Source organism: Myxococcus sp. CA051A, from assembly GCF_013336705.1.
Classification (GTDB): Bacteria; Myxococcota; Myxococcia; order Myxococcales; family Myxococcaceae; genus Myxococcus; species Myxococcus llanfairpwllgwyngyllgogerychwyrndrobwllllantysiliogogogochensis.
In genome coordinates this window covers 1-24,254 of the sequence record NZ_JABUMS010000003.1, presented here as the reverse complement: position 1 = coordinate 24,254, position 24,254 = coordinate 1, and the positions used below count along the sequence as shown (strand labels likewise).

21 protein-coding genes are annotated in these 24,254 nt (G+C 69.1%); 14 read left to right on the top strand and 7 right to left on the bottom strand.

The genetic code is table 11. The features are described from left to right. Position 1 precedes the first annotated feature (1 nt). On the bottom strand, positions 2 to 2,095 hold the full coding sequence (locus HUA74_RS10150; RefSeq protein ID WP_174454408.1) for a serine/threonine-protein kinase: 2,094 nt from the start codon (positions 2,093 to 2,095) through the stop codon (positions 2 to 4). 221 nt (positions 2,096 to 2,316) lie between these two features. Then, the gene (locus tag HUA74_RS10145; RefSeq protein WP_174454407.1) at positions 2,317 to 4,395 is read right to left on the bottom strand and encodes a S46 family peptidase; all 2,079 of its coding nucleotides are present in this window, start codon (positions 4,393 to 4,395) and stop codon (positions 2,317 to 2,319) included. Positions 4,396 to 4,503: 108 nt separating this feature from the next. On the opposite strand from HUA74_RS10145, the gene HUA74_RS10140 reads away from it, so the two are divergent. The 3 genes from HUA74_RS10140 to HUA74_RS10130 all read left to right on the top strand — a co-directional run bounded on the left by HUA74_RS10140 (position 4,504) and on the right by HUA74_RS10130 (position 7,717). Next, positions 4,504 to 5,646: a triacylglycerol lipase gene (locus tag HUA74_RS10140; protein WP_174454406.1), complete on the top strand. Its 1,143-nt coding sequence runs from the start codon at positions 4,504 to 4,506 to the stop codon at positions 5,644 to 5,646. A 147-nt stretch (positions 5,647 to 5,793) separates the two neighbouring features. Then, positions 5,794 to 6,678, top strand: a complete 885-nt coding sequence (locus tag HUA74_RS10135) for an oxidoreductase (protein ID WP_174454405.1) — start codon at positions 5,794 to 5,796, stop codon at positions 6,676 to 6,678. Between the two features lies 1 nt (position 6,679). Continuing rightward, a complete protein-coding gene (locus tag HUA74_RS10130) occupies positions 6,680 to 7,717 on the top strand; it encodes an AraC family transcriptional regulator (RefSeq protein WP_141640961.1) in 1,038 nt (345 codons plus the stop codon). Here HUA74_RS10130 and HUA74_RS10125 read toward each other — a convergent pair. After that, on the bottom strand, positions 7,677 to 9,164 hold the full coding sequence (locus HUA74_RS10125; RefSeq protein WP_174454404.1) for a PLP-dependent aminotransferase family protein: 1,488 nt from the start codon (positions 9,162 to 9,164) through the stop codon (positions 7,677 to 7,679). The genes HUA74_RS10130 and HUA74_RS10125 overlap by 41 nt on opposite strands. 141 nt (positions 9,165 to 9,305) lie before the next feature. Between HUA74_RS10125 and HUA74_RS10120 the strand changes: the two genes are divergently transcribed. Further along, positions 9,306 to 9,761: a rhodanese-like domain-containing protein gene (locus HUA74_RS10120; RefSeq protein ID WP_174454403.1), complete on the top strand. Its 456-nt coding sequence runs from the start codon at positions 9,306 to 9,308 to the stop codon at positions 9,759 to 9,761. 25 nt (positions 9,762 to 9,786) lie between these two features. Here the strand turns inward: HUA74_RS10120 and HUA74_RS10115 are convergent, their stop codons facing one another. Beyond that, complete coding sequence (locus HUA74_RS10115; protein WP_174454402.1) at positions 9,787 to 10,878, bottom strand: ferrichrome ABC transporter substrate-binding protein; 1,092 nt, start codon at positions 10,876 to 10,878, stop codon at positions 9,787 to 9,789. A gap of 243 nt (positions 10,879 to 11,121) precedes the next feature. On the opposite strand from HUA74_RS10115, the gene dps reads away from it, so the two are divergent. From dps to HUA74_RS10075, 8 genes are all read left to right on the top strand, one after another. Next, complete coding sequence (gene dps, locus HUA74_RS10110; RefSeq protein WP_141640965.1) at positions 11,122 to 11,679, top strand: DNA starvation/stationary phase protection protein Dps; 558 nt, start codon at positions 11,122 to 11,124, stop codon at positions 11,677 to 11,679. Positions 11,680 to 11,786: 107 nt separating this feature from the next. After that, positions 11,787 to 12,647 (top strand): SDR family oxidoreductase, encoded by an 861-nt coding sequence (locus tag HUA74_RS10105; RefSeq protein ID WP_174454401.1) that lies wholly within the window; start codon positions 11,787 to 11,789, stop codon positions 12,645 to 12,647. Beyond that, on the top strand, positions 12,644 to 13,261 hold the full coding sequence (locus HUA74_RS10100; protein WP_174454400.1) for a glutathione S-transferase N-terminal domain-containing protein: 618 nt from the start codon (positions 12,644 to 12,646) through the stop codon (positions 13,259 to 13,261). The genes HUA74_RS10105 and HUA74_RS10100 overlap by 4 nt, the downstream gene beginning before the upstream one ends. Before the next feature lie 20 nt (positions 13,262 to 13,281). Then, positions 13,282 to 14,724: a YdiU family protein gene (locus HUA74_RS10095; RefSeq protein ID WP_174454399.1), complete on the top strand. Its 1,443-nt coding sequence runs from the start codon at positions 13,282 to 13,284 to the stop codon at positions 14,722 to 14,724. A 56-nt stretch (positions 14,725 to 14,780) separates the two neighbouring features. Beyond that, positions 14,781 to 15,332, top strand: coding sequence for a hypothetical protein (locus tag HUA74_RS10090; RefSeq protein WP_174454398.1), 552 nt, complete (start codon positions 14,781 to 14,783; stop codon positions 15,330 to 15,332). Beyond that, entirely contained in the window at positions 15,329 to 15,742 is a 414-nt protein-coding gene (locus tag HUA74_RS10085; protein WP_174454397.1) for a DUF4190 domain-containing protein, read from the top strand. Before HUA74_RS10090 ends, HUA74_RS10085 begins: the two co-directional genes overlap by 4 nt. Before the next feature lie 101 nt (positions 15,743 to 15,843). Further along, complete coding sequence (locus HUA74_RS10080) at positions 15,844 to 16,383, top strand: inorganic diphosphatase (RefSeq protein ID WP_174454396.1); 540 nt, start codon at positions 15,844 to 15,846, stop codon at positions 16,381 to 16,383. Positions 16,384 to 16,387: 4 nt separating this feature from the next. Further along, positions 16,388 to 17,287, top strand: coding sequence for a CHAD domain-containing protein (locus HUA74_RS10075; RefSeq protein ID WP_174454395.1), 900 nt, complete (start codon positions 16,388 to 16,390; stop codon positions 17,285 to 17,287). Between the two features lie 832 nt (positions 17,288 to 18,119). Here the strand turns inward: HUA74_RS10075 and HUA74_RS10070 are convergent. After that, positions 18,120 to 19,907 (bottom strand): hypothetical protein, encoded by a 1,788-nt coding sequence (locus tag HUA74_RS10070; protein WP_174454394.1) that lies wholly within the window; start codon positions 19,905 to 19,907, stop codon positions 18,120 to 18,122. A 167-nt stretch (positions 19,908 to 20,074) separates the two neighbouring features. On the opposite strand from HUA74_RS10070, the gene HUA74_RS10065 reads away from it, so the two are divergent. Then, the gene (locus HUA74_RS10065) at positions 20,075 to 21,328 is read left to right on the top strand and encodes an Hsp70 family protein (RefSeq protein ID WP_174454393.1); all 1,254 of its coding nucleotides are present in this window, start codon (positions 20,075 to 20,077) and stop codon (positions 21,326 to 21,328) included. A gap of 13 nt (positions 21,329 to 21,341) precedes the next feature. Here HUA74_RS10065 and HUA74_RS10060 read toward each other — a convergent pair whose 3' ends face one another. Both HUA74_RS10060 and HUA74_RS10055 read right to left on the bottom strand, forming a co-directional pair. Continuing rightward, positions 21,342 to 22,280 carry a hypothetical protein gene (locus HUA74_RS10060; RefSeq protein ID WP_174454392.1) on the bottom strand — a complete coding sequence of 313 codons (939 nt, stop codon included), beginning with the start codon at positions 22,278 to 22,280 and terminating at the stop codon, positions 21,342 to 21,344. A gap of 159 nt (positions 22,281 to 22,439) precedes the next feature. Then, complete coding sequence (locus tag HUA74_RS10055) at positions 22,440 to 22,868, bottom strand: hypothetical protein (protein ID WP_174454391.1); 429 nt, start codon at positions 22,866 to 22,868, stop codon at positions 22,440 to 22,442. Positions 22,869 to 23,176: 308 nt separating this feature from the next. Here HUA74_RS10055 and HUA74_RS10050 point away from each other — a divergent pair, with 308 nt between their 5' ends. Further along, on the top strand, positions 23,177 to 23,938 hold the full coding sequence (locus HUA74_RS10050) for a hypothetical protein (protein WP_174454390.1): 762 nt from the start codon (positions 23,177 to 23,179) through the stop codon (positions 23,936 to 23,938). Positions 23,939 to 24,254: the final 316 nt, after the last annotated feature.

Here is a 24,254-nt window from a genome sequence, read left to right as displayed (position 1 = left end):
GTCACAGGGCGATATCGTACTGCTTGCAGTACTGGCGAACCTGAGCGCGCTCCGCCGTGGGAACCCGAAGCCAGACGGTGCGCGCGTTGGACAAATCTCCCTGGCGGCAGTGGACCCGCGTCAGCAGCGCGAAGGAGGCGCCTGTGACTTGCGACCGCTGACTGCGGCGCACCAGGTGGAGGGCCTCGCTGGTGTCTCCGCTCGCCAGCGCCTTCTCCGCCAGTTCGAGGTCCGCGAGCGCGCCTTCTTGGATGGTCTCCGGGCTGCGTCGCCGCTCCGCCTCGGGCGTCGGACGCGAGGTGCCCACGGGGTTTCGAGCGGCGTCATTCGGTGGGGTTCCGTTGCCCCGGGGTTTCGCCTTCACCTCTGGGGTCACGCTCGTCTCCGCCGATGGAGGGGCGGCTTCCGGAGAGCCGACCGCCAGTGCGCCTTCTGAGTCGGCCTTCGCCTTGGGTGGGTCCGCGGGGGCCTCGCGCGCCAGGGTGGGATTTACATCCGGGGGACTCGCGGGCGCCTGGACAGGAGGAGCCGCCGGGTCGGCGGAGGCGGACACGGAGTCCTCCCGAGACGCGAAGGGCAGGACCCGCGAGAACCCCACGCCCACGGCGATGAGCACGCCCGCGGCCAACGCCATCCAGACCCAGACCTTGCGCGAGCCCGCCAGGACACCTCGCGAGGCGGACCGAATCGTCGGGGGCTCTGGGACCGAGTCGGGCTCCGAAGGGTCCGGACTCATCGGCGCGGCATTCGCGACCGAGGGCCTCCACACCTCGAGCGGAACCGCCGCCGCGGGCTCGGCCACCGGAGGCGCGGGCGGAGCGGAGGACACGACCTTCGGCGGCGACACACGCACCGACTTCCCGATGAGGCCCGAAGCCTCCGAAGGTCGTGAGGCGTCTGCCTGCGCCGAGCGTCGCGAAGCATCAGGAGACTGGGCGGACTCACCCTGTGCGGAGCGCCGCGACGCTTCAGCGGACTGCGCGGACTCACCCTGCACGGAGCGCCGCAAGGCTTCAGGCGACTGGGCGGCCTCACCCTGCGCGGAGCGGCGGGACCCGGCGTGCTGGGACGGACGGCGGGGCACGGCAGCCACCGTGGCGGGCCTCGACGGGGGCGACGCGATGGGCCGGGGCTGCACGGTCGCCGTGGGCACGTGCGCGGCGGCCTGCGCGACGACGGGCTGAAGCAGCACGTCCGCGGGCGGCGTCACGGTGCGCAGCGGCGTCCCGGTGAGCGCGGCGATGAAGGCGCTCACGTCCGGGAAGCGGTCCTCCGGGCGCTTGGCCAGCGCCTGTTCGATGGCGCGGATGACGTGCGCGGGAGTCTCCGGCGCCACTTCGGCCAGGGGCTCCGGTGGATCATAAACGATGCGGTAGATGAGCTCCGGCAGGATGCCCCCGTCCTTGAAGGGCAGCTTGCGGGCCAGCATCTCGTACACCATGCACCCGAACGAGAAGATGTCCGTGCGCAGGTCCACGTCCTTGTTCTTCCCCGTGGCCTGCTCCGGCGCCATGTACTGCGGCGTGCCCAGCAGGATGGCGTCCTGCGTCTGCACCGTCTTCGAATCGAGAATCTTGGAGATGCCGAAGTCGAGCAGCTTCACGTGCTCCACCGGCATGCCCGCGATCTCCATGGGCACGAGGAACACGTTGCCGGGCTTCAAGTCCCGGTGGATGACCCCCGCGCCGTGCGCCGCCTGGAGCGCGGAGCCCATCTGCCGGGCAATCGAGTACACCTCCGTCAGCGTCAGGGGCGCGCCCTTGCGCATGCGCCGCGACAGCGGCATCCCGCGCAGGTGCTCCATCACCAGGAACGGCGAGCCGTCCTCCAGCGTGTCGAAGTCGATGACCTCCACGATGTTCGGATGGCCCAGCCGCGACGCAATCTCCGCCTCGCGCCGGAAGCGAAGATAGACATCCTTCCCCAGGCTCGAGTCCGGCCGCAGCACCTTGATCGCCACCTGCCGACCCGGAAGCCGCAGATGACGCGCCAGGAAGACGGTGCCCATGCCTCCCCGGCCGAGCACGCCGGCAATCTCGTACGTGTCCCGTAGGACGGTGCCGAGTGGAATGTCGTGGGCTGGCAAGGAACTCATGGAAGACCGGCCTTCACTCCGGAAGCCGCATTCTATCCTGGAGCCCCTGACACGCCTTGGCCAGTCATCTGGCGTTGCTACACGCCCCCGCGAGATTTCCGCAAGGACACTGAACGCCGGCACGCCTCGACTCGGGCGCGCCGGCTATCGCCTTCTCACAGCATGAGGAACCGGTGGGGTCCACCGCCGGAGGGCTCCGGCGGCGAAAACCCGGCGCCGGCCTACCTGACGGGTGGGGTCGCGACCTCGCTCGCGGCGCGCAGCTCCTTCACCACCCGCGTGGCGCCGTAGACGTGCTCCAGGGCGGCGAGGATGCCGTCTCCGTGCACCGCCACGGCGCGGTTCGTCTCCGGGACGTACGCATACCGGCCGCCCAGTGAGTGCAGGTTGCCGTCGAAGACGAGCCCCACGACGCGTCCATCGCGGTCCACGACGGGAGAGCCGGAGTTGCCACCGATGATGTCGTTGGTGGTGGCCATGTCCAGCGGCGTCGCGTCCGGCACCTTGCCCTTCGCCTTCATCCAGGTGTCCGGCAGCTTGAAGGGCTCCTTGCCGGTGTGGCGCGCATACGCACCGCCGAACGTCGTGAGCGCCGCGACGGGGCGGCCATTCTCGTCCCAGCCCTTCAACTGGCCGGCGTTGAGGCGCAGCGTGAAGGTGGCGTCGGGATAGCCGGAGGTGCCGTACACCGCGAGGTGCGCCTTGGCCAACCGCTCGCCGTTGCGCTTGAGCACCGCCTCCACCGAGTCCTCATAGCGCTTGCGCACCGCGCGCGCCTCCGCGTCCACCTTGCGCGCGAAGAGCAGCATCGGGTCCTTCGACGCCTCCACCGCCGCCTTGCCTCCATCCAGCAGGGCCTGCCGCGTCTTCACGTCGCCCAGCTTCGTGCCGCGCACCAGCGAGCGGGCCAGGGACTCCGGAGACTCCGTGCCGAGCACCTGCCGCACGAAGGGGTCATCCGCGCCCAGCGTCTCGCGCAGGCGGCCGAGGCCGAAGGCGAGCACCGCCTCGTCCAGCTCCACGGCGATGGGCGCGCCGCGCAGCAGTTGCTGACGCAGCGAGGGAAGCTGCGCGTCGGTGTACTCGCGCAGGCGCTCCGCGTTGGGCTTGGGCTGCTCGTCGGCGATGCGCACCAGGTGACGCGCCAGCGAGTAGAACTCCGAGGAGAACGCGTCCCCGCCCTCCTTCATCCGGTACTCGGGCAGCATCCGGCGATACGTGTCGAGCGCCTTCGCCGTCTCCTCCCACGCCCCCGCCGTGGCGGCCTTCACCGTGGCGTTGGCCTCCACGCGCTTGCGCAGCTCCGCCTCGTCCTCCCGCTTGCGCGCCAGCAGCGACGGGTCCGCCAGGGCCTGGTGCCGACCGCGCAGCGCCTTCAGGCCGTTCTCCACCCCGCGCAGCCGCGAGCGCGTGGTGCGGTAGCGCTCCGGCGAACCGCTGGAGAACTCCTTCAACTTGCCGCGCAGCTCGGAGAGCATCAGCAGCGTGTAGGGCAGGTTCACATCGCGCTGGAACTCCAGCTCCGCGACGCTGGCCTTGCGCTCGGTGCCACCGGGGTGGCCGGAGACGAAGACGAGGTCCCCGTCTCTGGCGCCCTGCTTCGCCCACGGCAGGTAGTCCGGGCTCTTCGCGGGCGCGTCGTCCTTCCACACGCGCAGGAACGCCACGTCATAGCCGAAGCGCGGGAAGTTGAAGTTGTCCGGGTCCCCGCCGAACGCCGCCATGGAGAACTCCGGGGCGAAGGCCAGGCGCACGTCCTGGAAGCGGCGGTACTCGTAGAGGTGATACTTGCCGCCGTTGAACAGCGTCACCACGTCACAGCGCACGTCGGTGGACGTGGCGCACGCGGACTCCACGGCGGACATCTCCTTCTTGAGCGCGGTGTTGTAGGCGGCCCCGGTGAGGCCCTTCGTCGCAGCGTTCATCCGCTCGGTGACATCCGTCATCTTCACCAGCTGGTTGGCCTCCACCTTGGGGCAGCGGCGCTCTTCCGCGGGGGTGCGGGCCTGGAAGCCCTTGGCCAGCAGGTCGTCCTTGGGCGAGGACAGGTCCTCGATACAGCCGCGGACACAGTGGTGATTCGTCATCACCAGGCCGTCCGGAGACACGAAGCTGGCGGAGCAGCCACCGGCCAACCTCACCGAGCCGAGCCGGACCTTGTCCAGCCATGCTTGAGTGGGCGTGAAACCATGGGCCTTGTTCACCGTCTCCACGGGGAAGGCGTCGTAGGTCCACATGCCCTCGTCCGCGGCGGCGGGGAGAGACATGAGCAGGCCAAGTGCGAGCAATGCACGGTCCACGGTGTTCGTCCTTCTGGCTGATGGGGTGAGAAAGGCGCCGGTGAACGCCTGCTCGGAGAGTGCATTCCCGAGCGGGAATCACGCGTCGCGTCAGGTATGGTGGAGACAATGGCCGCGAAGCACCACATCTATCTCGTCCCCGGGTTTTTCGGGTTCATCAACCTGGGCGAGCTCGTCTACTTCGGACACGCGCTCGACTACTTGAAGGCGGAGCTGGCTCGTCGAGACATGGGTGAGTCGGAGGTCGTCATCGTCCTGTCTCACCCGACGGCGTCCATCCGGACGCGGACGGCGGACCTGCTCCGAGCCGTGCAGGAGACGGCGAGCGGTGATGACGGCCCCATCCACCTGATAGGGCACTCGACGGGAGGCCTGGACGCGCGGCTGTTCGTCAGCCCGGGCGCGCAGCTCGCGGAGGGGTTGGAGCTGGAGCCGTTCGCACGGCGGGTGCGCTCGGTGGTGACGGTGTCCGCGCCGCACGCGGGCACGCCGCTGGCGTCGTTCTTCCTGGGGCTGTTCGGACAGCGACTGTTGAAGCTGCTGTCGCTGTTCACCGTGTACGTGCTGCGCTTCGGCCGGCTGCCCCTGCGGGTGGTGTTCCGCTTCGGGCACCTGATGGCGCGCGTGGATGACCAGCTCGGGTGGAAGCAGACCTTGTTGGATCAGCTCTATGACCAACTGCTCGGGGATTTCTCCTCCGAGCGGCGCGACGCGGTGGCGAAGTTCCTGAGCGACGTGGGCAACGACACGTCGCTGATTCCGCAGCTCACGCCGGAGGGCATCGACCTGTTCAACGCGAGCACGTTGGACCGGCCGGGTGTGCGCTACGGCTCGGTGGTGACGCAGGCCCGGCCACCGTCGCTGCGCACGCGCGTGTCGGCGGGGTTGGACCCCTACGCGCAGCTCACGCACACCATCTATGCGTTCATGTATGGGCAGACGCAGCGGATGCCGCTGACGGCGCTGCCGCTGCACTCGCCCGCGCAGACGGCGGCGCTGGTGCAGGCGTATGGGGCGATGCCGGGCCCCACGGCGTGTGACGGCATCGTCCCCACCCGCTCGCAGGTCTACGGGCGCGTGCTGGCGGCGGTGCGCGCGGACCACCTGGATGCGATTGGCCACTTCGACCAGCCGGCGCATCAGCCGCCGCACGTGGACTGGCTCATCTCCGGCTCCGGCTTCCGGCGGCCCCAGTTCGAGGCCACCTGGAAGGCCATCACCGACTTCCTCTTCGAGGACGAGAAGCGCTGACCCCCTGAGCGGGCCCTCGGATGCCTCTTCGGATGGTGGCGCGATTCGATGAATCTTTGGCGCCATGCGATTGGCGCGCGTGAGGGGCGGTTCGTAACTCTTGGGCGTGGCCGAATTCACGGCGCGACGAAGAGAAGGACGGTCCCCATGTCGAAGGTCTGGCTCATCACTGGAAGCTCTCGCGGCCTCGGCCGTGATTTGGCGGAGGCCGTGCTGGCGGCCGGTCACCGGCTCGTGGCCACGGCGCGCAAGCCGGAGCAACTGAAGGATTTGGTGGAGCGGTATGGCGACCGGGTGCGCGCCGTCGCGCTCGACGTGACGGACTCCGCCGCGGCACGAGCCGCCGTCGCCGAGGCGACCTCGGCCTTCGGACGGCTGGATGTCGTCGTCAACAACGCGGGCTACGCCAACGTGGCCGCAATCGAGGACGTGGACGAGGCGGACTTCCGCGAGCAGTTCGAGACGAACTTCTTCGGGATGATGCATGTCACCCGCGCCGCCCTGCCGGTGCTCCGCGCGCAGCAGGACGGCCACATCATCCAGGTGTCCTCCATCGGCGGACGCCGAGGCTCGCCCGGACTGGCGTCGTACCAATCCGCGAAGTGGGCGATGGAAGGGTTCTCGGAGGTCCTCGCCCAGGAAGTGGCGCCGCTGGGCATCCGGGTGACCCTCGTCGAGCCCGGAGGCATGCGCACCGACTGGGCCGGCTCGTCCATGAACGTCGGTGACATCAGCGACGCCTACAAGGCCACCGTGGGCGCCTTCTCCCAGCACGTGCGCCGGGGCGCGGACAGCCCGCGCGGAGACCCCATCAAGGCCGCGAAGGCGATTCTCCAGATTGCCGACGAGAAGCAGCCACCTCTGCGTCTGTTGCTCGGCTCGGACGCCGTCTTCCTCGCGGAGCTCGTCGTCCAGCAGCGCACAGCGGAGGACTCGCGGTGGAAGTCGCTCAGCGTCTCCACGGACATTGATGGCCTCGTCCCCTTCGCGGAGACTCCGGTCGCCAGGATGCTGATGCCCAAGAGGAACTGACGTGCCCGCCGACCTCGTCCCTGTTCCCAGCGTGCTGCTCGACCGCCTCACCGCGCTCGGCGTCGAGGTCGAGCGCGTGCTGCGACACGCGGGCCTGGTCCGCTCCCGCTTCCAGGAGCCCAAGGCGCGCCTGACGACCCAGGAGTTCATGGCGTTCTGGCACGCGGTGGAGGCCACGGGCGGAGGGAGGGAGGTCGGCCTGCGCGTGGGCTCCGACGCCAGACCCCATCACTTCGATGTCGCGACGATGGCGGCCCTCCACTCGCCCACCCTCGGGGAGGCCCTGGCGAAGCTCGCCCGCTACAAGGGTCTGGTCTGCCCGGAGGAGGTGAGCGTCGAGGTCGTGAAGAACGAGGCGCGGTTCAGGTTCCACTGGCTGCTGGCCGAAGGACCGCTGCCCCTGTTCCTGGTCGACGCGACGTTCGCTTCCACCCTGGCGCTCGCGCGGCGAGGCACCGGCAAGCCCCTGGTGCCCAGGCGTGTCGAGCTGGCGCGACGTCGCTCCGACGCGGAACTGCTCACCCGCCACTTCGGCTGCAAGGTCCGCTTCGATGCCCCCGTGGACCTGCTCGTGTTCGAGGCGAGCGCGCTCGACGAGCCCCTCCTGACGCACAACGCGGACCTGCTGGCGCTGCTCGTGCCCGGACTGGAGCGGGAGCTGGACCAGCGACAGCGACACACCCTGGCGGACGACGTGCGGCTGGCGTTGAGACGCCGCATGTGTGGCGAGCGTCCCTCCGTCGACAAGGTCGCCGAGGAGCTGCACCTGAGCTCGCGCACGCTCCAGCGAAAGCTCGAAGCCGCGGGGACCACGTATCAACTCCTGCTCGATGAAGTGAGACACCAGGCCGCGCGCCAGTTGCTCGGGAGCACGGACCTGGACGCCAACGAAGTGGCCTTCCTGCTGGGCTTCGAGGAGCTGAACTCCTTCAGCCGTGCGTTCCAGGGCTGGGAGGGAACGACACCGCTGCGCTGGCGCGGGGCCACGCGCGAAGAGGCTACCGGGTCGGGCCGTCGAGCACCCCACACAGCGTCCTGACAGCGGCGCGAAGCCCGGCGGGACTCGCGCCGGAGAAGCCCAGCACCAACCCCTGCTCGCGCTTTCGCCCCAGGTAGAGCGGAGACAGCCGGCGAGCCCCCAGCCGCCGTGCATCCGTCCGCGCAATCACAGCCTCATCCAGGAGCCCTTCGGACAGGAAGGCCGTGACATGCATGCCCGCCTCCGCCGTGCCGATTCGCAGCACTCCGGGTGCCTCGCGTTTCAGTGAATCAAGGAGCGCGTCGCGGCGCTCCGCATAGACCAGGCGCATCTGTCGAAGGTGCGCGGCGTAGTGCCCTGACTCCATGAACCGCGCCATCGCGGCCTGCGTGAGCGGAGGCGCGTGGCCATCCGTGGCGGCGCGCGCGGCGGTGAAGGCGTCCACCAGCATTTCCGGGACGACGAGGAAGGCCAGCCGCAGCGAGGGGAACATCACCTTGTTGAACGTGCCCGCGTAGAGGACCCGCCCCGCCACGTCCATGCCCTGAATCGCGGCGAGCGGCCGGGTCGCGTAGCGGAACTCGCTGTCGTAGTCGTCCTCGAACAGCCACATCCCGGAGGCGCGCGCATGCTCCAGCAACGCCAGCCTCCGCGACAGGCTCATCGTCACGCCCAGCGGGTACTGGTGCGAAGGCGTGACATAGGCCAGCCGTGCCTTCGGCGCCCGCGACACCGCCAGCTCCACGCGCGGGCCCTCCGCATCCACGGGGACGGGATGCAGGCGCGCTCCCGCCGACTCGAAGGCCACTCGAGCGCCGAGGTACCCCGGCTCCTCCAGCCACACCCCGTCCCCTTCATCGAGGAGCAGCCTCGCGGAGAGGTCCAGGGCCTGCTGCGTGCTGGAGAAGACCAGGACCCGCCGCCAGTCACACCGCACGCCACGCGCAGGTCCCAGGTGGGCCGCGATGGCCTCGCGCAGCGGACGAAAGCCCTCGGGCTCACCCGCGGTCATCCGCCCGGGCTCCAGCACCCGGGCCTGCTTCGCCACCGTGCGTGCCCACAGCTTCGCGGGGAAGAGGTCCAGCGCGGGCAGGCACGGCGTGAAGGGCCGCACGTCACGCGGCTCGGGCGGAAGCACCTCGCTCGCCATGCGCTGCCCCCGGCGAGACAGCCCTCCCTGTCGCGAGGACTTCGCGCTCCCGCGCGCGAGCGGAGACCGGGGCTGACGGGCGTGCTCCGGCAGCGCGACGACACTGCCCGAGCCCACGCGCCGCTCCAGGAAGCCCTCCGCGTCGAGCTGCGCGAAGGCCTCTTCCACCGTCCCCCGTGAAATCCCCAGCTCCCGGGACAGCGTGCGCGTGGACGGCAGCCGGCTTCGTGGCGCGAGCGTTCCCGCGAGGATGGCCTCGCGCAGCCGCTCATAGAGCCGCCGATGCAGCGAGCCCACTTGCCTGCCTGTGTCCGGCAACAGGAAAGGCAGCGACACACCCACGGAGCGCTTCGACATGCGCACTCTGTAGTCGGCCCCCTGCCCCATCACAACCCAAGGCGACTGGAAGTGGTCCAGTCTCCTGGCGCTGAATGGCGCTTTCGCGTGGACCACTCCGGGAGCACTGTTCCGGGCATCGAAGCCCAGGGAGTACTCGTCATGACCACGCCCGCCACCCCATTCTCGTTCGTTCTCGAAACCCCCGCCGCCCCGCCCGAAGAGGCACACCGCCACTTCCTCGCGAAGCTCTCCGTGGAGACCGACGCCGCCGACCTGCACCTGGACCTGGAGCGCGGAAAGAAGGGCTTCGTCGTCGTGGACGTCCGCTCGCCCGACGCCTACGCCGAGCGCCACATCCCCGGCGCGCTGAACCTGCCCGCGCGGACCCTCTCCGCCACCACGACGGCGCACCTGAGCAAGGACGACGTCATCGTCACCTACTGCTGGAGCCCTGGTTGCAACGGCTCCACCAAGGCCGCCGCGCGCCTGTCCGCGCTGGGCTTCCGCGTGAAGGAGCTCATCGGCGGAATCGAGTACTGGGTGAAGGAAGGCTACGCCACCGAGGGCACCGCGCCCCAGGGCCAACCCGTCTACGCCGAGCGCCTGCCGCGCTGAGCACACCCCGTGTGAGCCAGGCGGCTCAGTACACGCCGATGAGCACGACCTTCACGCGGGGATTGCCCAGGTACTCCTCCAGCCGCCACCGGCTGCGCAGCTCATCCGCGCGCAGCCCCGGGCCCGACTCCGGCGGCGCGTCCGCGCTGGCCAGCGCATCGCGCAGATGCGACACCGCCCACGCGTCGAACTTGGGGTCCCCCGAGCCTTCCAGCACCTTGAGGTCCAGCAGCTTGCCGTCTCGCGCCTGACGCACCTCCAGCACCGTGGCGAGCGCGAGCACCGGCGTGGTGACGTCCATCATGAACATGTTCGCCGCCCGCCCCGCCTCGACGGCCGCCTGGAGGCGGTTGCGCTGCTCCAGCCGCCGGTCCCGCTTCTCCGCCACGTAGGGCGAGCCCGTCTTCCCGAAGCGCTCCGTGGCCTCCACCTGCTCGCGCTTGAGGCGTGAGCCCAGCACGTTCAGGTCCGGCGACGGCGGGTTCACCAGCTTCTTGGCGAACCGGTCCTGGAGCTTCGTGAAGTACGGATTCACGGCGCCGCTCTCCGCGCGTGCCGCCGCGCTCGCGTCCGCCGCCCAGCCATCCACCAACTCCTTCGCCTGCGCTTCCTCCCTCCGCGCGATGGCCCGAGGGTCCTCACCAGGCTGTCCGTCATTGCGCAGCGTCCTGCCCGACTGCGCGGGCTTGCCCGGAGGCTCGCTCCCCCAGAGCCCCTTGGGCACGAGCGAAATCGTCGGCGGCGCGGTCCGGGTGGGCGCATCCTCCGGAGAAGCCTCGGGCCCCTGCTCCGTCGACGCGACTCCGGGCGCTTCCGCGACGGCCGGGGGCTCTTCTTCCTTCTGCTTGCCCTCGGGTGCCCGCGCGATGGCCTCGGGCGGTTTCTCCTCCGTCCGACGCGGAGGCGGAACCGGCTCGGGCTTGGGAGGCCGCGGGGTCGGCGCTGGCACGGGTGGGGCCGCTACCGGCGCCTTGGGCTCCAGGTAGACAATCTCCAGTTCGGTGGCCGACGGACGCGCTGGCGCGGCTGACCGCACTCGCGACAGCGCCAGGAAGAGCGCCGCGTGCACGAGCACGGAAAGCAGGACCGCAATCCACCACGATGAACGCCGGGACACACCTCGGAGTGTGCCTCCTAGCTCCTCCGAGGAGAAGCGCCCTGACGTCCGAGCTCGATGATGTCCAGTCGCTCCCTCCCGCCGCCTCCCCGGCGACGGAGGTAGCGTCATCAATGACCTCTAGAGCGGTTTCTCATGGAACGCCCGGCTGTCCGCTCGCCCCCCAGCCAGGACGCCTCGGCATGGCGCGTGGGGAAGGCCATCCCCACTCTTCCGAAAGCCTTCTTGGAGGGAGCGCCAACCATGAACTTTCCCAGCCATGTGAATGTCCCCAGTGAGACGCGCGAGGAGATCATCGACCTGCTGAACAACCTGCTGGCCGACTCCATCGACCTGCACTGGCAAATCAAGCAAGCGCACTGGAACATCCGGGGCACCCACTTCTACAGCCGTCACCTGCTCTTCGACGACCTGGCCAAGCATGCGCGCAAGCAGGCCGACGAGTTCGCCGAGCGCGCCGGCACCCTGGGCGGCTACGCCGAGGGCACCATCCGGCTGGCCGCCAAGAACAGCGAGCTGCCCGAGTACGACCTCAAGGCCGTGGAGAGCGAGGACCACCTGAAGTGCCTGGTGGACCGCTTCGCGCGCTACGGCGCCTCCATCCGCGGCGGCATCGAGCGCTGCGATGAGCTGGAGGAGCCCATCACCGTGGACCTGCTCACCCAGGTCCTGGGCGACGTGGAGCTGGACATGTGGTTCCTGGAGAGCCACCTCAACGGCGCCCCGCGCCCCAGTCCGCGCACCAAGGGCGGACGCGACGACGCCCGCTCCAGCGAGCCCACCCGGCCTCCGCACGCCTGAGCCACGGCGGCACCCAGACCTCCCTTCCCCATGGGCCCGGCGCTTCCACGAGCGTCCGGGCCCGTGTCGGCATATAGAAGGCGTCCTCGAAATCCAGAGGACGCCCCATGAGCGCTGAGACACGGTTGGACGGGAAGGTGTGCCTCATCACCGGGGCCACCGGCGGCATTGGCCTGGAGACGGCCAAGGCCCTGGGACGACTTGGCGCCACGCTGGTACTGGTGGGCCGGGACCCCGCCCGCACCCAGGCCGCCGTCGACGCGGTGAACCAGTCCGTCGCGGGCGCGCGCGTCGACACGATTCTGGCGGACTTGAGTTCGCTCCAGGCCGTGCGTGCGGTGGCCGACACCTTCCGCTCGCGCTACTCGCGCCTGGACGTGCTGCTCAACAACGCGGGCCTCATCATCGACCGCCGCGAGGTGACGGTGGATGGGCTGGAGGCCACGCTCGCCACCAACCACCTGGCGCCCTTCCTCCTGACGCATCTGCTGATGGACACGCTCAAGGCCAGCGGCCCCGCGCGCGTCATCAACGTGTCGTCGGACGCGCACCGGGTCGGCAAGCTCGACTTCACCGACCTCCAGAGCGAGCGCCGCTACGACGGCTTCCGCGTGTACGCCACGTCCAAGCTGGCCAACATCCTGTTCACCCACGCGCTGGCGAAGCGGCTGGAAGGCACGCCCGTGACGACGAACGCGGTGCACCCTGGCGTGGTGCGCTCGGGCTTCGGTCACAACACGAAGGGCTTCTTCCGCTGGATTGTGAAGCTCGGCGCGCCGTTCATGCTGTCCGCCGAGGGCGGCGCGCGGACGTCCATCTACCTGGCTGCCTCGCCGGAGGTGGACGGAGTCTCCGGGAAGTACTTCATCCGTTGCCGGAAGAGGAAGCCGTCCGCCGCCGCGCGGGACGACGCCCTCGCCGAGCAGCTCTGGCGTGAAAGCGCGCGGCTCACGGGAGTCTCACCATGATTGACCTGTATACGTTCGCCACGCCCAACGGGCGCAAGGTGTCCATCGCCCTGGAAGAGCTGGAGCTGGCCTACACCGCGAAGTCGGTGAACATCGGCAAGGGCGAGCAGTTCACGCCCGAGTTCCTGGCCATCAATCCCAACAACAAGATTCCGGCCATCGTCGACTCGGAAGGGCCGGACGGCCGCCCCATCACCGTCTTCGAGTCGGGCGCCATCCTGCTGTACCTCGCGGAGAAGACGGGCAAGCTCATGCCGTCCAGCCTGCGCGGCAAGACGGAAGTGACGCAGTGGCTGATGTTCCAGATGGGCGGCGTGGGTCCCATGTTCGGCCAGCTCAACCACTTCGGCCGCTTCGCCTCCACCAAGATTCCCTACGCCATCGACCGCTACACCGAGGAGTCGAAGCGACTGCTCAAGGTGCTCGACGGGCAGCTGGGCAAGGGAGACTTCGTGGCGGGCCGCTACTCCATCGCGGACATCGCCCTGTACCCGTGGGTCGCGGGCATGCGCACGTACGTCCCGGAGCTCTTCGCGGGCCTGGGCCAGGTGCCGCAGTGGCTGGCGCGCGTGGGTGAACGTCCCGCCGTGCAGCGCGGCATGAAGGTCCCCTGAGCGTTACCGCTTCCCCCTCCATGCCCGCGCTCGAACAACTTCGCTTCGACAACACGTACGCTCGCCTGCCTCCCGGCTTCGGCGCGAGGGTGTCCCCCCGCGCCTTCCCGAATGCCCGGCTGGTGAGTCTCAACCCCGCCGCGCTGCGCCTGCTGGAGCTGGCGCCAGAGGAAGCCCGACGGCCGGAGTTCGTCGAGGCGCTCGGCGGTGGGCGTCCGCTGCCGGGCATGGAGCCCTTCGCCATGGTGTACGCCGGGCACCAGTTCGGCGTGTACGTGCCCCGGCTGGGTGATGGCCGTGCCCTGCTCCTGGGCCAGGTGCGCAACGGCGCGGGCCAGTCCTGGGATTTGCATCTCAAGGGCGGTGGGCCCACGCCCTTCTCTCGCGGTGGGGACGGCCGCGCGGTGCTGCGCTCCTCCATTCGGGAGTACCTGTGCGGCGAGGCCATGCACGGGCTGGGCATCCCCACCACGCGCGCGCTGTGTCTGATTGGCGGCGACGAGCGGGTGTACCGCGAGGAAGTGGAGACAGGCGCCATGCTGGTGCGGATGGCACCGTCACACGTGCGCTTCGGCACCTTCGAGTTCTTCCACCACTCCGAGCAGCACGAGCACGTGGCGCTGCTGGCCGACCACATCATCGACGGCCACTTCCCCCACCTGTCCGGCGCGCCGGGGCGTCATGCGCGCTTCTACGCGGAAGTCATCGAGCGCACCGCGCGGCTGGTGGCGCAATGGCAGGCGGTGGGCTTCGCGCACGGGGTGATGAACACGGACAACATGTCCATCCTCGGGCTCACGCTGGACTACGGCCCCTTCGGCTTCCTGGACGAGTTCGAGCCGGGCTTCATCTGCAACCACTCCGACCACCGGGGCCGCTACGCGTTCAACCAGCAGCCGCGCATCGCGATGTGGAACCTGGCCTGTCTGGGTGAAGCGCTCCTCACGCTGATGTCCGAGGACGAGGCCCGAGCCGCCCTCAACACCTTCGAGCCCACCTTCAGCGCGCACTTCCTGACGCTGATGCGCCAGAAGCTGGGCCTGCGCGAGGTGCGCGAGGAGGACCGCGCCCTGGTGGGTGACCTGTTCGCGCGCATGGCCGAGGCCCGCGTGGACTACACCCGCTTCTTCCGCGCGCTGGGACAGCCGGACACGGTGGGGGCGATGTTCGCGGACCGGACGGGCTTCGACGCCTGGGCGGAGCGCTACCGGGCGCGGCTCGCCTCCGAGGGCAGCGTGGACGCGGAGCGCCGGACGTTGATGGAGCGCGTCAATCCCCGGTACGTGCTGCGCAACTGGATGGCGCAGGCCGCCATCACCCGGGCCCAGGAGGGCGACTTCTCGGAGGTGGACCGACTGCTCGCCGCCCTGGAGGACCCCTTCACGCAGCGCTCCGAGTACGAGGAGTACACCACGGAGCCTCCCGCCTGGGGCCGGCACCTGGTGGTGAGCTGCAGCTCCTGAAGGACGGTGGGCCCTGGCTGGCGCGCGCCAAAGTGTCTGGATTAGAACCGCGCGCCATGCCTGCCGACGTCGTCATTCCCAAGAACGAGCTCAGTGAGTTCGACCTGCCCCGTGTCTGCGTCATCACCGGACAGACAGAGGGCATCTCCTTCAAGCCCGTGAAGTTCGCGTGGTACCCGCGCTGGCTGCTCATCTTCCTGCCGTTCGCGGCCCTCATCGTGCTGATCATCGCCAGCATCCTCACCAAGCGGGCCAAGGGCACCCTGCCCTTCAGCGAGGAGGGGTGGGCCCGGTGGCAGCGCAGCAAGCTGCTCTTCGGCCTCTCCTTCCTGGGCACCATCGCCATCCTGGTGGGCGGCATCGCGGTGTTCGCGGGCAAGGGCGATGGGACTCCCATCCTGGTGGCGGTGCTGGTGGCCGTCCTCGTGCCCGTCGTGGCCTACTTCACGGCGGTGAAGGGACGGGTGCCGTCGGTGAAGAAGATCGACGAGCGGACCATCACCCTCCGCCTTCCCAGCGACTCGGCGGCGACCACCATCGCGGCGCACCTGAACTCCGGGCGGCGGCCGCGAAGCGCGCAGCATCCGCTGGAGCTGCGCTCGGCATGAGCCTGGAGACGCCGCCAGAGGGGGCCTCCTGCGCGGCACACCCCGACGTCATCGCGAGCTGGGTGTGTGGCCGCTGCGGCACGTTCATGTGTCCGGCGTGCGAGCGGCGGATGCGCCCGGAGGCACGCCCCATGTGCCCCACGTGCTGGGATTTGCGCACGCGCACCGTCGACGCGCCCGAGCGCCATGGCCCGGCGCTCCCCATCATCGGGCTCATCCTCGGCGTGCTCTCGCTGCTGCCGGCGTGCTTCGTGCTTCAGATAGCCGCCCTGGTGGTGAACATCATCGCCTTCGGCCGCACGCGGGAGCCACCGGAGCGGGCGCGACGATGGATGCCCATCACCGGCCTCGTCCTGACGGGCGTGGGCTTCGTGGGGGTCGTCATCATCGCGCTGAGGTCCGTGGGCTGAGGGCACGCTGGCTCGCCTGCCCGCCTGGAAGGTTGGCGAGCCAAAAGTCACCCTGAAGGGCGCTTGCCGCACGGGGGAGGCAGGCTGACCTTCCACCTTCCATGACGACGGACCTCACCCGCCTGCCCTCGCGTGGGTCCCAGGGCGCATTCCACGTCGTCGTCGAGTCCCCACGGGGTTCGACGGTGAAGCTGAAGTACGACGCCGCGCTCTCGGCCTTCACGCTCTCCCGTCCCCTCACCCGGGGTCTGCGCTACCCGTTCGACTGGGGCTTCATCCCCTCGACACGCGGGCCGGATGGGGACCCGCTCGACGCCATGGTGTTGTGGGACGACACCACGTGGCCCGGTGTCGTGCTGCCCTGCCGCGCGCTGGGGGTCCTCCAGGTGGACCAGAAGCGCAAGGGTGGCAAGCCGGGCGAGCGCGAGCGCAATGACCGCATCATCGCCCTGCCCACGGCGTCGCCTCGCACCGAGCACCTGCGCACGTATCAGGACGTGTCCCGACGCGAGCGCGAGGAGCTGGCGCACTTCTTCCTCACCGCCGTGCACTTCGAGGACAAGGAAGCGCGCATCCTCGGCTGGGAAGGCCCCGAGGCCGCCGAGCGGATGTTGAACACCCAGGCCAGGACGGGAGGTTAGCCAGGTGGCCCAACCCACGCCCATCCGCGGACTGGGCCCCGACAGCGAGCTGGGACAGGCCGCGCGGCGCATCCTCGCGGGCCGGCTGGCGGATGTCCGCAAGCCGGAGGCGAAGCTGTCGGACGAGCTCGACGACGACGGCGTCCACGACATGCGCGTGGCCACGCGTCGGCTGCGCGCCGCCATCCAGGTGTTCCGTCCGCTCGGCGGGCTGGGCAAGTTGGAGGTGGAGGTGAAGCGGCTCCAGGACGCGCTGGGCGACGTGAGGGACCTGCACGTCCAGGCGGCCTGGCTGGAGGAAGTCGCGAAGAAGGCGCGCCGCGAGAAGCCCGACACCCGCGCGGGCATCGCCGCGCTGGGCAAGGCGCGACTGGCGGGCCTGAAGACGAAGGAGAAGCGACTTCGCTCGGAGCTGGAGCGGTGGGCTTCGCGCACCGTGCCTCGGATGCTGCGCAAGGTGGATGCGCTGGAGGACGACCATCGCTTCGGTGGGCGCCGGGTGAAGGAGCCCCTGCACTGGCGGGTGCGCCGGGTGCGCAAGCGGATGCAGGTCTACATGGACGCGCCCGATGCGGCGTCCGCGCATGCGCTGCGCAAGGACTTGAAGAAGCTGCGCTACGAGCTGGAGATCTTCCAGCCCGCGTTCCGCCGCACCCTGGGCGCGCTGGTGGAGGTGCTCGTCCCGCTCCAGGAGGGGCTGGGGGAGCTGCACGACGCGGACGTCCGGCTGGAGGTGTTCGAGCGGCTCGCGGCGGGCGGCAAGCCCCGGGAGCGCAAGGCCGCGCGCGCCCTGCTGCCGCTCATCCGCGAGGGTCGGGCGAAGCGCTCCGCGGAGATTGCTCGCGAGCTTCAGCGCTGGCACGCCGAGGCGATTCCCCGGCGACTCATCCAGGTCCTCACGTAGCGAGGGCCCCTGAGTGTCTCGGCCACGTCGCGCCCATCATCGGTGGCGCGACGTGGCACTCACGAGGCGAAGCTCAGCCGTCACAGTCGAGCGGACAGCTCTGATGTGACTCGAAGGACTCGCACAGCCCGTTCCCGCAAGGGTCGCCAACGGGAGTGTCACAGTCGAGAGGGCAGCTCTGGTGTGACTCGGCCGGCTCGCACCGTCCATCTCCGCAAGTGCCGCCGATGGGGCCGCCACAGTCGGCGGGGCAGCTCAGGTGCGTTTCGGACGATGCGCACAGTCCATCTCCACAAGTGCCGCCGATGGGACCGCCACAGTCGGAGGGGCAGCTCAGGTGCGTTTCGGACGGTGCGCACAGTCCATCTCCACAAGTGCCGCCGATGGGACCACCGCAATCGGCGGGGCAGCTCTGCTGCGTCTCGGACGACGCGCACAGTCCATCTCCACAAGTGCCGCCGATGGGACCACCGCAGTCTGCGGGGCAGCTCTGCTGCGTCTCGAGCGGTTCGCACACGCCGTTTCCGCAAGGGTCGCTGGGCCCGTCGCAGTCGAGCGGGCAGGTCTCGTGCGTCTCCCAGGGGTCACAGACGCCGTCCTCACCGCAAAGCCCCTGAGGTGACGGGCCCTCCTCGGTGAGCGCCGCTCTCGCCACGGAGTCCTCCGCGGCTCGCGACAACCGCGCTTCGTCAACACCACAAGCCACGAGCGCGCCGAGACACCATCCACCCAGGAGGACGACCAGTTGCTGCTTCATGTGTGACCCCTCTCGAAAGAGGGGCCGGGGATTATCATGGGCAGCGCCGGAAGGAGTGACACTGACGCTATGTGATTACTGCTGCTGCGTGGGTTGCGTCTCCTGGGTGGAGCCTGTTCCCGTGGTGCTCCCCTTGGACGTCGCGTTGATGCTCACCGCCTTGGCTTCCCCCGTCTCGTCCGTGGTGAACGAGGCGCGGACCTGGGCTCCCTCCTGGATGTCCTCGGCGACCGCGCTGAATCCATCCACTGTTACCTGTGTCTGTGGGTTCACCGTCAAGCGGAGCTGAGGCTCACCGCCCTGACTGAGCAGGACCTCGGTTTCGCTCGCGCGGACCACCTCGCCGGTGAACTGCTGTGGCGTGTTCTGCTGGCTCTGGGTTCCCGACGAGGTGCCGCTGCCCTGCTGTGAACCGGAGGGAATCGGGAGCGCGACCACGGGCGGTTGCTGGGGCAGCTGCGTGCCCGACTGTGGTTGCGAGGTGGTGCCCGAGGTGCCCGTCGTGGAATCAGAGGTCCCGGAAGCAGGCTGTTGCTGCTCGGTCGTCGAAGGCGCGGTGGCGATGGGCTGCTGCTCCGTGCCGGACGAGGCCGAGTCGGTGGTCTGCTGTTCCGTTCCGCTCGTCGTCTGTCCCTGTTGCTGCCGGGCATCGAGTTGCTCGAGGGGAGACAGCGGCTGAGTGCCTTCGTCGACCTGTTGCCCCGAACCCCCGGAGGCCTGGTCCGAGCTCGAATCCGTGGAGGACCCGGTGGAAGGGGCCGTCTGCGAGCCCGTCTCGGAGGAGGAAGCCACCGGCGACTGCGTACCCTGACCGGTCTGCGACTCCGTCCCCGTGGGCGCGGAGGCCTGCGTGTCCTGGCCGGTCTGCGACTGTGTGCCCGACGACTGCGTGTCCTGACCGGTCTGCGACTCCGTCCCCGTGGGCGCGGAGGCCACGGGCGACTGCGGTGTGCCCTGGCCCGGCTGCGATTCGGTGCCCGTAGATGTCGAGCCGGTCTGCGCCGCCTGTTGCTCGGCCCGTTGCTCCGCGCGCAGTTCGGCTTCCTTCTCCGACCGAAGGTCGGCTTGTCGCTCCGCCTCGCTCTCCGAGTCAGTCGCGCTGGCCTGGGCCTGCGGCTGAGTCTCTCCAACCTGCTGTCCTGTCTGGGCGGCCTGTTGCTGCGCATCTCCGGCCTGCTGTCCTGCTTGGGCGGCCTGCTGCTGAGCATCCGTGGCCTGCTGGCCCGCCTGGGCGGCCTGCTGCTGAGCATCCGTAGCTTGCTGTCCCGCCTGAGCGGTCTGCTGCTGAGCTGCATCCGTGGCCTGCTGGCCCGCCTGGGCGGCCTGCTGCTGAGCCGCATCCGTGGCCTGCTGCTGCGCGGCTCCCGCCTGCTGCGTGGCATTCGCTGCTTGCTGCTGTGCGGCGCCCGCCTGTTGCGTGGCATCAGCGGCCTGCTGATTCGCCTGGGCGCCTTGCTGCTGAGCGGCGCCCTGCTGCGAGTTCGCCTCGGCGGCCTGCTGCTGTGCGGCTCCGGCCTGCTGCTGTGCGGCTCCGGCCTGCGCCGTGGCGTCCGTGGCCTGCTGCTGTGCGGCTCCGGCCTGCGCCGTGGCGTCCGTGGCCTGTTGCTGTGCGGCTCCGGCCTGCTGTGCGGTCTGGGCCTCGTCCGACTCAGCCGATTCACGTTGAGCGCGGGCCTTCGCCTCGTCCAGCGCCTCCTGCTTGCGCCGCACCTCATCCTGGGCGCTTTCCGCCTGCTGCTGTTGTTCACTCGCGGTCGCCTGCGTGCCCTGCTGCGACTGCTCGTCCTGGCCGCGCTCGCGGCAGCCGGTGACGAGCAGCGCGGCGGCACCGGCGGCCACCCACCCTCTCGCGCGGAGCTTCATGGAGACCCCCTGTGTCGTGACTCCCGAAAAAGAAACATGGGAAGTCATCGAACCTCGCCAACCCACGCCCTCTCCGGGCGGCCGCCCACTCGCCCGTCCTCCACCGAGCAGCCCGGCTCACGACGCCCTACCCTTTCCCGGAGTTTGGCGATAAGGGGCGCACCCCCATGCAAGCCTGCGGACTCGACTTCGGAACCAGCAACACCGCCGCGGCCCTGCCTGATGGCACGGTGCTGTCGCTGCAACCCCATACCTCGGAGCCCCGCCTCTTCCGCTCCGTGATGTTCTTCCCGGACGACGAGCGCGAGATCTACACAGGCGCCGACGCCATCAACCGCTACATGGAGGACAACACCGGACGCTTCATCCAGTCCGTGAAGTCCTTCCTCCATTCGAACTCGTTCCGCGCCACCCAGGTGAAGGGCCGCACCTTCACCATCGAGGACCTGGTCGCCATCCTCCTGCGGCGCGTGCGCGAGGCGGCGGGCGCCCACATGGGCAGCCTTCCGGAGGCCGTCATCCTCGGCCGCCCCGCCGTCTTCACCCCGGACAAGGACGCGGACGCGCTCGCCCAGAAGCGCCTGCACCGCGCCGCCGAGCTGGCGGGCTTCCAGCACATCGAGTTCCTCATCGAGCCCATCGCCGCCGCGCTCGCCTATGAGGCCCAGCTCACCCGCGACGAGCTGGTCCTCGTCGCGGACTTCGGCGCCGGCACCACCGACCTCACCCTGATGCGCCTGGGCCCCTCGCGCCGAGGCGTCAAGGACCGCCGCCCGGACGTCGTGGGCTCCACCGGTGTGCGCATCGGTGGAGACCGCTTCGACGCCGAAATCATGCGCCACAAGCTGCTGCCCCGCTTTGGCGCGGGCTCCACCTACCGGGTGCGAGGCCTGAGCGACAAGCGCCTGCCCATGCCCCAGCACGTCATGGCCAAGCTGTTGTCCTGGCACGAGATGTCCTTCATCCGGGAGAAGTCCACCCAGGACCTGTTGGACACCATGCTGGAGACCAGTGACAAGCAGCCCGAAATCGAGGCGCTCCACGACCTGGTGATGGACAACCTGGGCTACCGCCTGTTCCGCGCGATTGAAGCCGCCAAGGTGCGCCTGTCGCGCGACGAGGTGGCCACCGTGGACTTCGAGGAGGCCCGCATCAACCTCCACGAGCCCATCACCCGCGCGGAGTTCGAGGTGTTCAGCAAGCCGCTGCTCGACGAGTTGGAGCAGTGCACGGTGGGACTGCTGTCGCGCCACCCCGAGGCGGCGAACATCGACGCCGTGTTCCTCACGGGTGGCTCCTCGCAGATTCCCGCCGTGCGCCAGCTCTACGTGAATCGCTTCGGCGAGGAGCGCGTGCGCACCGCTGACGCCTTCACCTCCGTGGCCGAGGGTCTGGGACGCGCCTCCGCCGCCTTCGGCTGAGCCGCGGTCCCGCTCAGAGCGCGCCGGCCTCCGACAAGACGGGCACGACAATCACCACCTCTCCTTTGTGGTCACCGTCCTTCAAGCGGCGGCCCCACGACGAGATGGCGGCGTCCACCTGGTCGAAGCTGGCGACGTCGACGTAGACCGCGTACGGCGCCTGGCAGCCGGGCTTGCCGAGGATGGCGAAGCCCTGCTCGCCGGGACGACCCACCAGCACGCCCAGGTTGCCACGCCGCGCGATGTCCTCGGGCTCTCCGGCGACGGAAGGCGTGAAGGCCTGAGAACCCTGCCCGGTGAGCACGATGAGGCGCGAGTCCGCATACCGCTTGCACCGCTCCACCGTATAGCCGTCATGCGCGCCCATGCGCGTCTTGACGTCCTCCGGCCCGCCCTGGTCCTGCACCACGGTGATGACCAGGGAGCCCGCGTAGTCCCCTTCCTTCAGCCAGCGCCCCAGGTACGCGATGAGCCCGTCCACGGCGTGGAAGCTGGACGTCTTGAGGTACTGCCCATTCAGCTCGCAGTCATCGCCTGAGTCCGCCGCGCAGCGCTCGAACAGCCACCCCTGGCGCAGCATGAACTCGTAGTCGAGCCCTTCGATGCGTCGCCCGAGGAGGTCGGGCTCACGGGAGACCGCCGGGCCCATCATCACGGGCGAGTCCATGCGCAGCGTCGGAGCGAGCCGGCGTTCCAGGGAGTCCCTCGCCGACACCTCGCGCACGCTCCAGGTCTTGCGCCCCTGCCCCGTCAAGAAGACGTAGCCGCGATGGCCCGCCATCCGGTCCACGAGCTCGAACTCGAACTGCACGGCGTAGCCGTCGTATCGACCCGGCTTCGTGTGGACATCCGCGACCTGCCCCAGCTTCGGCCCGGGACGCGACACACGAGGGGCACAGGCATTCGACGAGAAGACGGCGGCGAGGCCCAGGGCGAGGAGAAGGCATCTCATGACGGAGGAGTCTCTCTCCCGCGCCCGCGCCCACACCCGTCATGAAATCATCATGATGCGGGGGCGCCATTGCCTGACACCTGCAACCCGGTGGAGCTTTACCTCGGCGACACACCGCCCGGAGCACCAGCGTTCCGGGCGGCACGAGTCACTTCGCGACTACTCGACCCAGTGAACGCGGCCCAGGCCGACGCGCAGCATGTCGCACACGTAGAAGATGTCGTCGTAGGGGTAGTTGTCGTAGACGCCCCGCGCGGGGATGCAGCGCGCGTTGTTCGGGTAGGGAGCGTTCAGGTCCTCGGCCAGGATGCGGCAGCTCTCATGGTCCGTGGGGCCACCACACTCCTCGGTGCAGCTGTCGGCGTGAATCCAGGCCGGGTTGTAGAGGGGGTAGGAATCCGCCTCCACCCAGCACAGCCCGGAAGCACACTGCGTGTCGGCCGAGCAGCTCTGGCCCGTCGCCGTCAGGCTTTGCGTCTGCTCCGCGGTCTCCGGGGTGGGCTCGGGGGTCGGCTCGGCGGGCGCGGCGTTACAGCCCAGGAACGTGAGCGAGAACAGGGAGGCAGTCACTGCGAGGAAGTTCCGCATGGGGGAGTCCTTTCCAGGTGAAGGGAGGGGCGGAACCAACCATCCCTGGGGGGCGGAACCAAGCAGACTTCTCGCGAATTCTTATTTTCGTGGACAGAATTAGGTTTCAATTGACTCAGGCCACATCGGCCGTTCCGGTGAACACCGCTCTTGCTGGGAAGCAACCCTCTGGGCGGCAGTGACGGAAGATTTCAGCATTGGGGAAAGTGCGGAATCTCTGCATGGCCTGCCTCCGCCGCGTGTCTTCAGCGTGCAGAGGAGGATGCACCACGATGCGCGGGCGATGCCGTCTGGCGATGAGCCGGGTGATGACGAGTGCGTGTGTGAGTCTGCTGGCGGGTTGCATGTCGAGTTCCCAGCTCGAGGAGGCCACCTCTATCGGCGGCCACGACCTCGCCCGCAACGCCTTGGGCAACCGGGTCCTGGAGTCCCTCGAGGGGTACTGGGGCTCGTCCTACGAGGTCGGCGCCGAGGGCGGGCTCGTCATCCCAGAGTGGCCCTCTCTGGGCTCGCTCAGGGTCGAGGCTCCGCTCGACCTCGCCTTGAACGACAATCTCATCCACATCTGCATGAATCGGCTCGGGCCCCCGAGCTGCGACTATCTGATGAATACCCCTCAGCCCTCCGTCAAGCTGCCACTCAAGGGCTCCATCAGTGTCAGCAGCAGCCATGTCTTCGACGAAGCGGTCATCACCCAAATCAGGGATGACTTGAACATGGGCGTGCCTCGCCCTGACGCAGGGTACCTCCAGTTGGTTCTGACCAACGTGGGCAGCGGCTGTGACGTCACCGACGGCAACACCTTGGTGGCGGGGATGGCCCAGTTCTGGAACAACGTCAGTCTGTCGCCGGACAAGAAGACCTTTTCCTGGAACCTCACCAACGCGAACGCAGCGGTCTTCGAGGACAGCTGCAGCCAGACGCAGGCTCAGGTGAATCTGACCCTGCGCATCGGACTGCCGCTCGTCTCCGCTGGCACGCAGTATCGTTCCTCCATCACCTTGAGCAACGACCCGCTGGTCATGCGTCCGGAGTACGCCTGGAAGCGGATCATCATCACCAACAATTGAACGCCCCGCTCACCTGCCGCGGGTCAGCGACAAGGCACGCGCAGTGACCTGGAGGACCTGCGGCACATCAACAACAGCGCTCTGGATGGGAGGCCGCGCGAGTCTTTCCGAGACATGGGGGGGAAAAGGCCGCACAGGATGAGGGATGCGAAGAATCTCCCGAGTCCTGCTCCCCGCCGCGTTGGTCTGGGTCGTGTCCCTATAAGTGTGTAGTCGGCGAGCAGGGATGAGCGTGAAAGAGGGAAGCTCCTCGGTGAAACCAACCGAGACGGTCTCCCCCTGGCAGGGGAGCCGAGGAGTTCCCGCCGTGGACGAT